The organism is Providencia sp. PROV076, assembly GCF_028483405.1.
In the GTDB taxonomy this organism is placed as follows: Bacteria; Pseudomonadota; Gammaproteobacteria; order Enterobacterales; family Enterobacteriaceae; genus Providencia; species Providencia huaxiensis.
This window is the reverse complement of record NZ_JAMPRR010000001.1, coordinates 22,031-35,683: the sequence shown is the minus strand read 5'-3', so window position 1 is coordinate 35,683 and position 13,653 is coordinate 22,031. Positions and strand designations below refer to the sequence as shown.

Annotated in this window: 13 protein-coding genes; all 13 read left to right on the top strand. The window is 41.8% G+C overall.

Annotated features, from left to right (window positions below):
• Positions 1–407 precede the first annotated feature (407 nt).
• The 13 genes from rpsB (at position 408) to lpxA (ending at position 13,623) form a co-directional block, all read left to right on the top strand.
• The gene (gene rpsB, locus PSF67_RS00170) at positions 408–1,133 is read left to right on the top strand and encodes a 30S ribosomal protein S2 (protein WP_102139937.1); all 726 of its coding nucleotides are present in this window, start codon (positions 408–410) and stop codon (positions 1,131–1,133) included.
• Positions 1,134–1,275: 142 nt separating this feature from the next.
• Positions 1,276–2,127, top strand: coding sequence for a translation elongation factor Ts (tsf, locus tag PSF67_RS00165; protein ID WP_004908761.1), 852 nt, complete (start codon positions 1,276–1,278; stop codon positions 2,125–2,127).
• 121 nt (positions 2,128–2,248) lie between these two features.
• A complete protein-coding gene (pyrH, locus tag PSF67_RS00160; RefSeq protein ID WP_004257499.1) occupies positions 2,249–2,977 on the top strand; it encodes a UMP kinase in 729 nt (242 codons plus the stop codon).
• A gap of 110 nt (positions 2,978–3,087) precedes the next feature.
• On the top strand, positions 3,088–3,645 hold the full coding sequence (gene frr, locus PSF67_RS00155) for a ribosome recycling factor (RefSeq protein WP_102139936.1): 558 nt from the start codon (positions 3,088–3,090) through the stop codon (positions 3,643–3,645).
• Positions 3,646–3,794: 149 nt separating this feature from the next.
• Entirely contained in the window at positions 3,795–4,988 is a 1,194-nt protein-coding gene (gene ispC, locus PSF67_RS00150; RefSeq protein ID WP_102139935.1) for a 1-deoxy-D-xylulose-5-phosphate reductoisomerase, read from the top strand.
• Between the two features lie 186 nt (positions 4,989–5,174).
• Positions 5,175–5,930, top strand: a complete 756-nt coding sequence (uppS, locus tag PSF67_RS00145; RefSeq protein WP_102139934.1) for a polyprenyl diphosphate synthase — start codon at positions 5,175–5,177, stop codon at positions 5,928–5,930.
• A 9-nt stretch (positions 5,931–5,939) separates the two neighbouring features.
• Positions 5,940–6,800 (top strand): phosphatidate cytidylyltransferase, encoded by an 861-nt coding sequence (gene cdsA / locus PSF67_RS00140; RefSeq protein ID WP_102139933.1) that lies wholly within the window; start codon positions 5,940–5,942, stop codon positions 6,798–6,800.
• Between the two features lie 8 nt (positions 6,801–6,808).
• Complete coding sequence (gene rseP / locus PSF67_RS00135; RefSeq protein ID WP_102139932.1) at positions 6,809–8,161, top strand: sigma E protease regulator RseP; 1,353 nt, start codon at positions 6,809–6,811, stop codon at positions 8,159–8,161.
• Positions 8,162–8,203: 42 nt separating this feature from the next.
• Entirely contained in the window at positions 8,204–10,618 is a 2,415-nt protein-coding gene (gene bamA / locus PSF67_RS00130) for an outer membrane protein assembly factor BamA (protein WP_272676314.1), read from the top strand.
• A gap of 89 nt (positions 10,619–10,707) precedes the next feature.
• A complete protein-coding gene (gene skp / locus PSF67_RS00125; protein ID WP_004908780.1) occupies positions 10,708–11,202 on the top strand; it encodes a molecular chaperone Skp in 495 nt (164 codons plus the stop codon).
• A 3-nt stretch (positions 11,203–11,205) separates the two neighbouring features.
• Positions 11,206–12,243, top strand: coding sequence for a UDP-3-O-(3-hydroxymyristoyl)glucosamine N-acyltransferase (gene lpxD, locus PSF67_RS00120; RefSeq protein WP_272676312.1), 1,038 nt, complete (start codon positions 11,206–11,208; stop codon positions 12,241–12,243).
• A 128-nt stretch (positions 12,244–12,371) separates the two neighbouring features.
• Positions 12,372–12,824, top strand: coding sequence for a 3-hydroxyacyl-ACP dehydratase FabZ (gene fabZ, locus PSF67_RS00115; RefSeq protein WP_004257450.1), 453 nt, complete (start codon positions 12,372–12,374; stop codon positions 12,822–12,824).
• A gap of 1 nt (position 12,825) precedes the next feature.
• Complete coding sequence (lpxA, locus tag PSF67_RS00110) at positions 12,826–13,623, top strand: acyl-ACP--UDP-N-acetylglucosamine O-acyltransferase (protein WP_102139929.1); 798 nt, start codon at positions 12,826–12,828, stop codon at positions 13,621–13,623.
• Positions 13,624–13,653: the final 30 nt, after the last annotated feature.

The following is a 13,653-nucleotide window of genomic DNA, read 5'->3' as shown; positions in this document are numbered from 1 at the left end:
GAAGTATGTGAAACAATAAAAACCATTCTTTAAATAGGGCTTTTTTATCTAATCAAAAAGCGTCTATAATTATAAAGCGCGATTGCTCCGATTAAATCAACTTCACTGCCATTTTTGTGAGCGAAAAAAACAACAAAAGTTGGCTTCTAAGTTGGTTTTATGGTATAAAGCGCGCCGGCAATCCATATTATTTCTTATCACCATCATCGAAATGTCATTTTATGGCATCAATATGAAGTGGCTAATGAAAAGTTTGGATGTGCGAAACTTAAAACTCAATTGTGTAATAACACACACAAATCGACACGTGCACCGGGGTGCTCTTATGCGTTTAAACGCAGCTTTGGAGTCGGTAGCATGGGATTTGTGGAGGCATAACCCCAATTACTTAAATACAGAGGTATTAAATGGCAACTGTTTCCATGCGCGATATGTTACAAGCAGGCGTACACTTTGGTCACCAGACTCGTTACTGGAACCCAAAAATGAAACCTTTCATTTTCGGTGCGCGTAACAAAGTTCATATCATCAACCTGGAAAAAACTGTTCCAATGTTCAACGAAGCTCTGGCTGAGTTGACTAAAATTGCTTCTCGTAAAGGCAAGATTCTGTTTGTCGGTACTAAACGTGCTGCAAGCGAAGCCGTTCAAGAAGCTGCTAACAGCTGTGATCAGTATTTCGTTAACCACCGTTGGTTAGGCGGAATGTTGACTAACTGGAAAACCGTTCGTCAGTCAATCAAACGTCTGAAAGATTTAGAAGTTCAATCACAAGACGGTACTTTCGACAAACTGACTAAGAAAGAAGCGCTGATGCGTACTCGTGAACTTGGTAAGTTAGAAAACAGCTTAGGCGGTATCAAAGATATGGGCGGTTTACCTGACGCTCTGTTCGTTATCGATGCAGACCACGAACACATCGCTATTAAAGAAGCAAACAACTTGGGTATCCCAGTATTTGCTATTGTTGATACTAACTCTGATCCAGACGGTATCGACTTCATTATCCCTGGTAACGATGATGCAATCCGTGCAATCAAACTGTATCTGGGCGCTGTAGCAAGCACCGTTCGTGAAGGTCGTTCACAAGATCTGGCTGTTCAAGCAGAAGAAAGCTTAGTAGAAGCTGAATAATAAGGTTTAAACCCTTATTTAGGTATTGCTATACAGGTACTGCTATATGTTAGAAGGGGCCTGATTTAGGCCCCTTTTATATATGAATCAGAACTATCCACGTGGGGAAAATTCCCACGGGGAATATCGAGGAATAAATCACATGTCTGGAATTACCGCTGCATTGGTAAAAGAACTGCGCGAACGTACTGGCGCAGGTATGATGGAATGTAAAAAAGCACTTGTTGAAGCTAATGGCGACATCGAATTAGCGATTGATAACATGCGTAAATCAGGTCAAGCAAAAGCGGCTAAAAAAGCAGGTCGCGTTGCAGCTGAAGGTGTTATCCTGACTGAAGTTTTCAACGGTGGTAAAACAGGTGCTCTGGTTGAGCTGAACTGCGAAACTGACTTCGTTGCTAAAGACGCAGGTTTCTTAGCATTCGGTAAAGAAGTTTTAGCTTCTGTTGTTGCTGACAAAAATGCAGACATCGATGCACTGAAAGCAAAATTCGAAGAAGCTCGTACAACATTAGTTGCGAAAATTGGTGAAAACATCAATATTCGTCGCGTTGCTATTCTGGAAGGCGCACAAGTAGGTAGCTACCTGCACGGTGCTCGTATTGGTGTTTTAGTTGCGGCTGAAGGCGCTGACGAAGAATTACTGAAACACATTGCTATGCACATCGCTGCAAGCAAACCTGAATATGTGACTCCAGATGATGTTCCTGCTGATGTTGTTGCTCACGAGCATCAAATCCAGTTAGACATCGCTATGCAATCTGGTAAACCACGCGAAATCGCAGAAAAAATGGTTATCGGTCGCATGAACAAATTCACTGGCGAAATCTCTCTGACTGGCCAGCCTTTCGTAATGGACCCAAGCAAATCTGTTGGTGACTTACTGAAAGAGAAAGGTGCTACTGTTTCTGGTTTCCTTCGTTTCGAAGTAGGTGAAGGTATCGAGAAAGTTGAAACTGACTTTGCAGCAGAAGTTGCTGCAATGAGCAAGTAATCAACTAAGGGCCGCCAATTGGCGGCTCTGTTTTATATACGTCTATTTAAAAATTTAGGTATGTAGAAAACTGTGATTCTACGTATGTTACCCCAATAAATATCTGTTAGGACAGAACACCATGGCAACCAATGCAAAACCCGTTTATCAGCGTATTCTGCTTAAATTAAGTGGCGAAGCCTTACAAGGCGCAGAAGGTTTTGGTATCGATGCTAGCGTTTTAGATCGTATGGCTCAGGAAATCAAAGAACTCATAGAACTGGGTATACAGGTCGGTGTGGTTATTGGCGGTGGTAACCTGTTTCGTGGTGCTGGTTTGGCACAAGCTGGAATGAACCGTGTTGTCGGAGACCACATGGGGATGCTAGCAACTGTGATGAACGGACTCGCGATGCGTGATGCATTACATCGCGCCTATGTGAATGCAAGACTGATGTCTGCAATTCCACTTAACGGTGTCTGTGATAACTATAGCTGGGCAGAGGCCATTAGCTTGTTACGTCACGGCCGTGTTGTTATTTTTTCTGCAGGAACAGGCAATCCATTCTTTACAACAGACTCCGCTGCATGCTTACGTGGCATTGAAATTGAAGCGGATGTTGTGTTGAAGGCGACAAAAGTTGATGGTGTGTATTCAGCAGACCCGGCTAAAGACCCTGATGCAGTCCTTTATGAAAATCTGAGTTACCAAGAAGTTTTAGAACGTGAACTCAAAGTGATGGACTTAGCTGCGTTCACATTAGCACGTGACCATAACTTACCGATCCGCGTATTCAATATGAATAAACCGGGCGCTTTACGACGCGTGGTTATGGGTGAAAATGAAGGAACTCTGATTTCTCACAATTAATACTCAGAGACATGACCTGAGTTTAAATGTATTATCTAGCATATAAATTCAGACTATTTAAGCGAGGTCGCATCGCGGCCTTTAATAACCAGTTCTTAAGGGTTGAAAACGTGATTAATGAAATCCAAAAAGATGCTCAAGACCGTATGGAAAAGAGCCTTGAAGCATTCAAAAACCAAATTAGTAAAGTTCGTACAGGCCGTGCATCGCCAAGCCTGTTAGATGGTATTACTGTTGAATATTACGGTTCAGCAACACCTCTGCGCCAATTAGCAAACGTCACTGTTGAAGATTCACGCACATTAGCGATTTCTGTATTTGACCGCAGTATGTCACCTGCGATTGAAAAAGCGATTATGGCGTCTGACTTAGGTCTGAACCCATCATCTGCGGGTACCGTGATCCGTGTTCCACTTCCTCCATTAACGGAAGAGCGTCGTAAAGACTTAATTAAAGTGGTTCGTGGTGAAGCAGAACAAGGCCGTATTGCTGTTCGTAACGTTCGCCGTGATGCTAACGATAAAGTAAAAGCTTTACTGAAAGATAAAGAAATCAGTGAAGATGATGAGCGCCGTTCACAGGATGATATCCAAAAGCTGACTGATAACTTCATCAAAAAAGTTGATGAGTCATTAGCGCAAAAAGAAGCGGAGCTGATGGAGTTTTAATCCATCATGATAATAAAGCCACCAAAGCAAACAACTGTAAAAGTGTGCGCTAGCGTGGCTTTATTATTTTCATATCTATTAATAAATCCTTTCCAATCATTAAGCTGATATAATCTCAGTATTGAATTAATACAGAGCAACCAATCACTATGAAACGTCTGACAATCCTGGGTTCTACAGGTTCAATTGGTACCAATACACTTTCTGTTGTTCGCCAAAATCCCGAAAAATTTCAAATTACCGCTTTAGTGGCAGGAAAGAATGTCACTGAAATGGCGAAACAGTGCCTTGAGTTTAATCCGAAATATGTCTCAATGGCGGATGAATCATCAGCAAAAGCGTTAAAAGCTATTTTGACCGAGAACAATTGCAAAACTGAGGTTTTGTCAGGAAAACAAGCTGCGATTGACCTTGCTGGTCTTGATGATGCAGACCAAGTGATGTCAGCAATTACCGGGGTTGCCGGTTTACTTCCTACTCTAGCGGCAATACGCAAAGGTAAAAGAATATTATTAGCGAATAAAGAGTCTTTAATTACTAGTGGCCGTTTATTCTTTAATGAGATTCGCAAGCACAATGCAACTGTGTTTCCTATTGATAGTGAGCATAATGCTATCTTCCAAAGTTTACCTGAAATTATTCAATTAAATTTAGGTTTCTCTGATTTGTCTGCCTCGGGTATTTCGAGCATCGTATTAACAGGTTCAGGTGGCCCATTTAGGGATACACCGTTATCGCATTTTGATAATGTGACCCCTGATGAAGCGTGTAACCACCCAAATTGGTCGATGGGACGAAAAATATCAGTAGATTCTGCGACAATGATGAACAAAGGTCTAGAATATATTGAGGCTTGCTACTTTTTTAATGCGAGTGCTGAGCAAATGGAAGTGATTATCCATCCTCAATCTGTTATTCATTCCATGGTTCGGTATAAAGATGGTAGCGTGATAGCTCAGTTGGGCACGCCAGATATGCGTACACCAATTTCATACAGTATGGCTTATCCCCAGCGTATCATGTCTGGTGCGAAACCGCTTGATTTTGCAACTCTTTCATCATTAACGTTTGTTCAGCCTGACTATCAACGTTATCCTTGCTTGAAGCTCGCAATCGATGCCTGTCATCAAGGGCAAGCCGCTACAACTGCACTTAATGGTGCGAATGAAATGACCGTTGCTGCTTTTCTTGAAGGTAAAATACGCTTTACGGATATAGCAAAAATCAACCACAATGTATTAGAAAACCAAGTTTTTTCTGAACCAGTTTCGATTGAAGAGGTCTTAGAAATCGACGGATGGGCGCGCAAAAATGCAGAAAAAATAATCGCTCAGACAATTTAAAGCTGGTATGTGTTTTATTTAGTTGCTGTCAGCCATAATAACTCTTTAATATGTGACGTGTTAAAAAAAAGAAAAATAACATAGTACCTCTTAGAGATTTAAGGATGTGTCTTATCAGCAAACTCAATAATAGTAGTTATTATTGGTCTGTTTACTCAAAGTGGTACTCACAAGGATTAATATTTAATGAACTCTAGTGGTGAAAATCTCTCTGATTCAATGATACCTAAGCATGTTGCTATCATTATGGATGGTAATGGCCGATGGGCTAAACAAAGAGGGAAGCTCAGAATTACAGGTCATAAGGCAGGCGTTGAATCTGTCCGTAATTCTGTGCGCTTTGCGGTAAAAAATAAAATTAGTTCTCTGACATTGTATGCATTTAGTAGTGAAAACTGGAGAAGGCCAGAGAAAGAAGTCAGTTCTCTAATGGAACTCTTTGTTTTTGCTCTTGATAATGAAGTTAAAAACTTACATAAAAACAATGTGAAACTGAAAATTATTGGTGATGTTAGTCGTTTTAGTGAACGTCTCAGAAAAAGAATTGATAAGGCGGAAGCATTAACGCAAAACAATACTGGATTAAAACTGAATATTGCAGCGAACTATGGTGGCCGCTGGGATATTAGTAACAGTGTAAAACAAGTATTTGCAAAGGTTCAAAGTGGTGAGCTTTCTATTGATGACATCAATGAAGAAAGTATCGACAACCATATTTGTATGCATGACCAAGAGAATGTTGATTTAGTCATAAGAACGGGGGGGGAGCACCGTATTAGCAACTTCCTATTATGGCAAGTCGCCTATGCGGAATTTTATTTCACCAACGTTTTGTGGCCAGATTTTGATGAAATGGTGTTTCAAAGTGCAGTTGATGCTTTTAGTCAGCGTGAGCGCCGTTATGGTGGAGCTGAATCAGATGATGAACTGGGCAAAGAATAGGGGAAAGATGTGCTGAAATATCGTTTGCTTACTGCGATAGTCTTAATACCGATTGTTATTGCAGCGCTGTTTTTACTTTCTCCAGCGAATTTTGGGTTTGTCGTGATTGCGGTTTGTGCTTTAGGCGCTTGGGAATGGGCGCAATTTGTCGGCTGGCACTCACAAGCTAAGCGTATAGGCTTAGCGGTTGTATTTGCAGCTATATTACTTGCAATGCAATTTTCTATTTCCGACATAAATCAGTTTTCCACTGAACCGATGATCCTATATGGCCTATGGGCAGGTCTTATTTGGTGGGGAATTGCCATTATTTTAGTGGTTACCTATCCCGCATCTGCTGCTTGGGGTAACTCCGTCATTATTCGATTGTTATTTGGCGTATTAACGATTATCCCGTTTTATTGTGGAATGATGGTTTTAAGAACCGTTGGTTATCAAAGTGATACATTCTTCGGTGCGTGGTGGTTATTGTATGTCATGTTGCTGGTCTGGGGCGCGGATTCAGGTGCTTATGCATTTGGTCGTACTATTGGGCGCAACAAAATGGCACCTAAGGTATCACCCGGTAAAACATGGGAAGGTTTAGTTGGAGGCCTTATAACTGCTGGGGTTATTTCATGGTTATTTAGTGCCTTTGCGCCAATTCCAGTGATGCCTGATTATTTGCTAGTGACTTCAATTATTGTTGTTGTAGTATCTGTGTTTGGTGATTTAACCGAAAGTATGTTTAAGCGCCAATCAGGTATTAAAGATAGTAGCCACTTAATTCCAGGGCATGGCGGTATTTTGGATCGTATTGATAGCCTGACAGCCGCGATTCCTGTTTTTGCTGGGCTAAATTTGTTAATTTTTAACGGTTTTGGTCTTTAGGAAGATACATGGGATTTATTTGGAGTTTAGTTGCATTTATTATCGCGATAGGCGTGTTAATTACAGTGCATGAGTTCGGCCACTACTGGGTTGCTCGTCGCTGTGGTGTCTATGTTGAACGCTTCTCTATTGGGTTTGGCAAAACGTTATGGCGCAAAGTCGATAAACATGGCACTGAATTTGTTTTAGCGATGATCCCGCTAGGGGGTTATGTCAAAATGCTTGACGAGCGAGTGGGGAGCGTTTCTCCTGAGCGTCGTCATCAAGCGTTTAATAATAAAACAGTAGGTCAACGAGCGGCCATTATTAGTGCGGGGCCAATTGCGAACTTTTTATTAGCAATTGTTGTCTATTGGATAGTCTTTATGATTGGTATTCCTTCTGTGAAACCTATCATTGAAGACGTAAAACCAGGTTCTATTGCGGCAACTGCAAATTTTGAACCAAAAATGGAACTAAAATCCATTGATGGTATCGAAACTCCTGACTGGAATTCAGTTCGCTTAGCATTGGTCGGCAAAATAGGCGACCGCGAGCTGACAGCTCAAGTACTACCAAATGGTTATAATGAACCGATTACAAAAACAGTTGATTTAACGACTTGGCAGCTTGATCCTGAGAAACAAGATCCAATTTTGTCGGTAGGTATAATGCCCGTTTCTGCAAGAATTGACCCTGTTATCCAAAAAGTGACGCAAGGGTTAGCTGGTGAACGAGCAGGCTTACAGAAAGGCGACAGAATAGTCAGTGTTAACGGGGAAGTATTAGGCCTTTGGAACCCTGTAACGCGCATTATTCGTAATAACCCAGGCGTTCCGTTAAAACTTGAAGTACAACGGTCGCAACAATTGATTTCACTCACGCTGACCCCTGATAGCCAAAATGGGCAGCGTGGAGAGAAAATTGGGTTTGCAGGTGTAGAACTTTCAGTGTTACCGTTAGCAGATGAATATAAAATGGTGCAACAATATGGGCCATTTTCTGCGTTTTACCAAGCCAGTGATAAGACGTGGCAGTTAATGAAGTTGACGGTCAATATGATGGGTAAACTGGTTGTTGGGGATGTCAAACTCAATAACTTGAGCGGTCCGATATCTATCGCTAAAGGCGCGGGGGTATCCGCCGAATCAGGCTTGGTATATTATTTGATGTTTATTGCGCTTATTAGCGTCAATTTAGGTATCATCAATCTGTTTCCATTGCCTGTTTTAGATGGGGGGCACTTGCTCTTCTTATTAATTGAAAAAATTAAAGGAAGTCCGGTGTCTGAGCGAGTACAAGACTTTAGTTTTCGGATAGGTGCAATGGCATTGATTCTGTTAATGGGACTTGCACTTTTTAATGATTTCTCTCGCTTCTAATTTTTGTAAGCTGGGGACCAGTAAGGAATACGCATAACAACGATGGCGATGAAAAAGTTGCTCATAGCGTCGCTGCTTTTCGGCAGCGCCACTGCATACGGTTCAGACGGATTCGTAGTTAAAGACATTCGTTTCGAAGGTCTACAACGCGTCGCCGTTGGTGCAGCATTATTGAACATGCCAGTTAGGGTTGGCGATTCAGTTGATAACGATGATATCAGCCGTTCGATCCGTTCCCTATTTTCAACCGGTAACTTCGAAGATGTTAGGGTCCTGCGTGATGGAAACACGCTGATCGTTCAAGTTAAAGAGCGGCCAACGATTGCAAGTATCACCTTTACAGGTAATAAGTCTGTTAAAGATGATATGCTCAAGCAGAACTTGGAAGCTTCGAATATCCGCGTTGGTGAGGCACTTGACCGCACGACAATTGCGAATATCGAAAAAGGTTTAGAAGACTTTTACTATAGCGTTGGTAAATATAATGCAACAGTAAAAGCTGTTGTAACACCTTTGCCGCGTAACCGTGTGGATTTAAAATTTGTTTTCTCTGAAGGTGTTTCAGCTCAAATTCAGCAAATTAATATTGTGGGTAATAAAAATTACACTACAGCAGAATTAGTTAATAAGCTGCAATTGCGTGATGATGTACCTTGGTGGAACCTTGCTGCAGACCAAAAATATCAGAAGCAAAAACTGGCGGGTGATTTAGAAACGCTGCGCAGTTTTTATCTTGATCGTGGATATGCACGTTTTAATATTGACTCCACGCAAGTCAGTCTGACCCCAGATAAAAAAGGCATTTATATTACGATTAACATCACAGAAGGCGACCAGTATAAAATATCTGGCGTCGAGGTTAATGGTAATACTGCGGAACACTTAGCCGAGATCCAAGAGCTTATCACTATCACACCGGGAGAGTTATATAACGGTGCTCAAGTGACGAGCATGGAAAACAAAATCAAAGATATGTTTGGCCGTTATGGTTATGCGTATCCTCGAGTCATGACACAGCCTGAAATCAACGATGCAGATAAAACAGTTAAATTGCATTTAAATATTGATGCAGGTAACCGTTTCTATGTACGTGAAATTCGTTTCCAAGGTAATGACACCAGTAAAGATACCGTTTTACGCCGTGAAATGCGTCAAATGGAAGGTGCATGGCTCGGAAATGACCTTGTTGAGCTAGGTAAAGAACGTTTGAATCGTACTGGTTACTTTGAAACGGTTGATGTTGAAACTCAACGTGTTCCTGGTAGCCCTGACCAAGTTGATGTTATCTACAAGGTTAAAGAGCGTAATACAGGTTCAATGAACTTCGGTATCGGTTTTGGTACTGAAAGTGGTGTAAGTTTCCAAGTTGGGGTTACACAAGATAACTGGCTGGGCACTGGTAATGCGGTTGGTATTAACGCAAGTAAAAATGACTACTCAACTAACGTTGAATTCTCATTTACTGACCCGTATTTCACGGTTAATGGTGTGAGCTTAGGCGGTCGTATTTTCTATAACGACTTTAGTGCGAAAGATGCTGACTTGTCAGGCTATAACAACAAAACGTATGGCCTAGACAGTTTCTTAAGCTTCCCATTCAATGAAAATAACTCTTTCCGTGTCGGTGCGGGTTATGTTCATAACCGACTTTCAGATATGCGTGCTCAAGCTGCTATGTGGGATTACCTTGATTCTATGGGTAAAAATCCACCAGTTACAGAAAATGGACGCAATAAAGAAAGCTTTGATGCGGATGACTTTACGCTCAACTTAGGTTGGACTTATAACTCGTTAAATCGTGGTTTCTTCCCGACATCGGGTAATAAAACAAACGTATCGGCTAAAGTGACAATACCTGGCTCTGATAACGAATACTATAAACTGCGCTTTGATACAGCACAGTATTACCCACTGGATGAAGACGAAAGTTGGGTCGTTCTGGGGCGTGCACAAGCAGGTTATGGCGACGGTATTGGTAGCAAGCAAATGCCATTCTATGAAAACTTCTATGCGGGTGGTTCAAGCACCATTCGTGGTTTCCGTTCGAATAATATCGGTCCAAAAGCGGTTTACCTGAAGAAAATAAATGGGAAAGATGGTCCAGAGCCTGGAAGCCCATCAAGTGATGCGGTCGGTGGTAATGCGATGTACGCAGCATCATTTGAATTAATCACTCCGACTCCATTTATTGATGAAAAATATTCGAACTCAGTTCGTACATCTTTGTTCGTTGATGCGGGTACGGTATGGGACACTAATTGGAATAGTATTCCAGCAGCTTGGCGTGCAGGTATGCCTGACTATGGTAAGGCATCTAACATTCGAGCTTCTGCGGGGGTGGCTTTACAATGGATGTCCCCACTTGGACCACTGGTCTTCTCCTATGCGCAGCCAATTAAAGACTACGAAGGGGATAAATCAGAACAGTTCCAATTTAATATTGGTAGAACGTGGTAATCTACTACAGTTTCTACTTATGATGGCTCCCATGATTTCATGGGAGCAACCAAAATTTCCAGCCATACGTATGGGTTAAGGAGTTTAGTGTGAAAAAATTGTTGTGTGCAGCGGGTGTGAGTATTGCTTTAGCAATGTCTGCGGGTGCTTATGCTGAGAAAATCGCTATCGTCAATGTTGGTGAAATTTTCCAAAATATGCCTGCGCGTGAAGCCGTTGCTAAACAGCTTGAAAGTGAATTCAAAAGTCGTGCTACTGAGTTACAAAATCTAGAAAAAGATTTGCAAACTCGAGTTGAAAAATTGCGCCGTGATGGTGCAACAATGAAACAAAGTGAGCGCGAAAAGCTTGAATCTGAACTCATGACTAAACGTGATCAATTTGCTGAAAAAGCTCAAAAGTTTGAAGAAGACAACCGTCGTCGTCAAGGTGAAGAGCGTACTAAAATTTTAACTCGTATTCAGAACTCTATTAAGTCTGTTGCAGCTAAAGAAGGCTATGATGTCGTTATCGATGCAAATGCAGTTGCTTATGCAAAAGATAGCGTTGACATTACAAGTCAGGTTCAAAAACAGGTTAAATAATAGATGTCTTCAATTCGATTGGCTGACCTTGCTCAGCAGTTGAATGCGCAATTACACGGTGATGGTGATATTACCATCACCGGTATTGCTCCAATGCATTCAGCGAATAATCAACAGATTACTTTTCTATCTGATAGCCGTTATAGCGATAAATTGGCTGATTGCCAAGCTGCAGCGGTGGTTCTCACAGCAAAAGATCTCGAAGCCTGCAAAGTCGCAGCACTGGTTGTTGATAACCCATATCTGGCTTATGCGAAAATGGCTCAAATTATGGATACAACGCCAAGTCCGGCTGAAGATATCCATGCATCAGCGGTCATTGCTGATGATGCAAAACTTGGTAAGAATGTCGCAATTGGCGCAAATGCGGTTATCGAAAGTGGTGTTGAGCTTGGCGATAATGTGGTGATTGGCGCAGGTTGTTTTGTGGGCAAAAATACGCATATTGGTACAGGAACCCGTTTGTGGGCGAATGTCAGCGTATACCACAATGTTGAGATTGGCGAACACTGTTTGGTTCAATCTGGCACAGTAATTGGCTCTGATGGTTTCGGCTATGCGAATGATCGTGGTAATTGGATCAAAATTCCTCAATTAGGCACGGTGATCATCGGCGATCGTGTTGAGATCGGTGCGAGCACGACCATTGACCGCGGTGCTTTAGATAACACAGTGATTGGTAATGGGGTTATTATCGATAACCAGTGCCAAATTGCACATAATGTCATAATTGGTGATAATACCGCGGTTGCTGGTGGTGTTATCATGGCGGGTAGTTTAAAAATCGGCCGCTACTGTATGATTGGTGGTGCTAGTGTCATCAACGGCCATATGGAAATTTGCGATAAGGTCACAGTAACAGGAATGGGGATGGTCATGAGACCTATCACTGAACCGGGAGTATATTCTTCGGGGATCCCTTTACAGCCTAATAAATCTTGGCGTAAAACAGCTGCTTTAGTCTTAAATATCAATGAGATGAATAAGCGCCTGAAACATGTCGAGCGTGAATTAGATAGCCAAAATCAAAAAAATCAGTAATCATTTTGTAATTCAGGCTAAAATAGTTATCTGAGTTACGTTTTCCGGCCTGCCAGTTAACCTAATCTAAGGTTAAAGCAGGCCGATTCATTAATTAAACCGTATTAATAGACAGGAAGAGTATTTCGATGAGTGATAATCATACTCTGAATATAGAAGAAATCTTAGAACTGCTTCCACACCGTTACCCGTTCCTTTTGGTTGACCGTGTATTAGATTTTGAAAAAGGCAAATCATTGCGTGCAGTGAAAAATGTGTCATTTAACGAGCCATTTTTCCAAGGGCACTTCCCAAGCAAACCCATTTTTCCTGGCGTATTAATTTTAGAAGCCATGGCACAAGCAACTGGGATCCTTGCGTTTAAAAGCGTTGGGAAATTAGAGCCTGGTGAGTTGTACTATTTTGCAGCGATAGACAATGCGCGTTTTAAACGTCCAGTTCTGCCTGGGGACCAAATGGTCTTAGAAGTTGAATTTATCAAAGAACGTCGCGGAGTTGCACGTTTTAAAGGTGTTGCTAAAGTTGATGGAGAAGTGGCCTGCGAAGCAGAAATGATGTGCGCCCGTCGCCGTGAGGTCTGATATGATTGATAATACAGCCTATATTCATCCATCTTCTATCGTAGAAGATGGAGCTATCATCGGTGCCAATGTTCAAATTGGCCCTTTTTGCTATATTGGCGCGAATGTCGAAATTGGCGAAGGTACTGAGTTGAAATCTCATGTTGTCGTTAATGGTCATACAAAAATAGGCCGTGACAATGTGATTTTCCAGTTCGCTTCCATCGGTGAAATTAACCAAGATCTTAAATACCAAGGTGAACCAACGCGAGTTGAAATCGGGGATAGAAACCGTATTCGCGAAAGCGTCACTATTCACCGTGGTACCGTTCAAGATGTTGGCCTGACAAAAGTGGGCAACGACAATTTACTGATGGTGAATGTGCACATTGCCCATGATTGTATCATTGGAAACCGTTGTATTATTGCAAATAACGGTACGCTAGGTGGCCATGTAACATTGGGTGATTATGCCATTATTGGTGGTATGACCGCAGTTCACCAATTTTGCAAAATTGGTGCTCATGTCATGGTCGGTGGTTGTTCTGGTGTTGCACAAGACGTGCCGCCTTATGTCATTGCACAAGGTAACCACGCGACACCATTTGGTTTAAATCTTGAAGGTTTAAAACGCCGTGGTTTTGAAAAAGAATCACTACATGCTATCCGTAATGCATACAAGGTGTTGTATCGTTCAGGCAAATCGTTAGAAGAAGCCCGTGAAGAGATCGCAGAAATGGCAAAAGCCAATGAACACGTTAAAGTGTTTAGTGATTTCTTAGAGGATTCAGCGCAGTCTAAACGTGGTATTATTCGTTAATCTAGTATTAATGAATCGAGGCCTTTAATA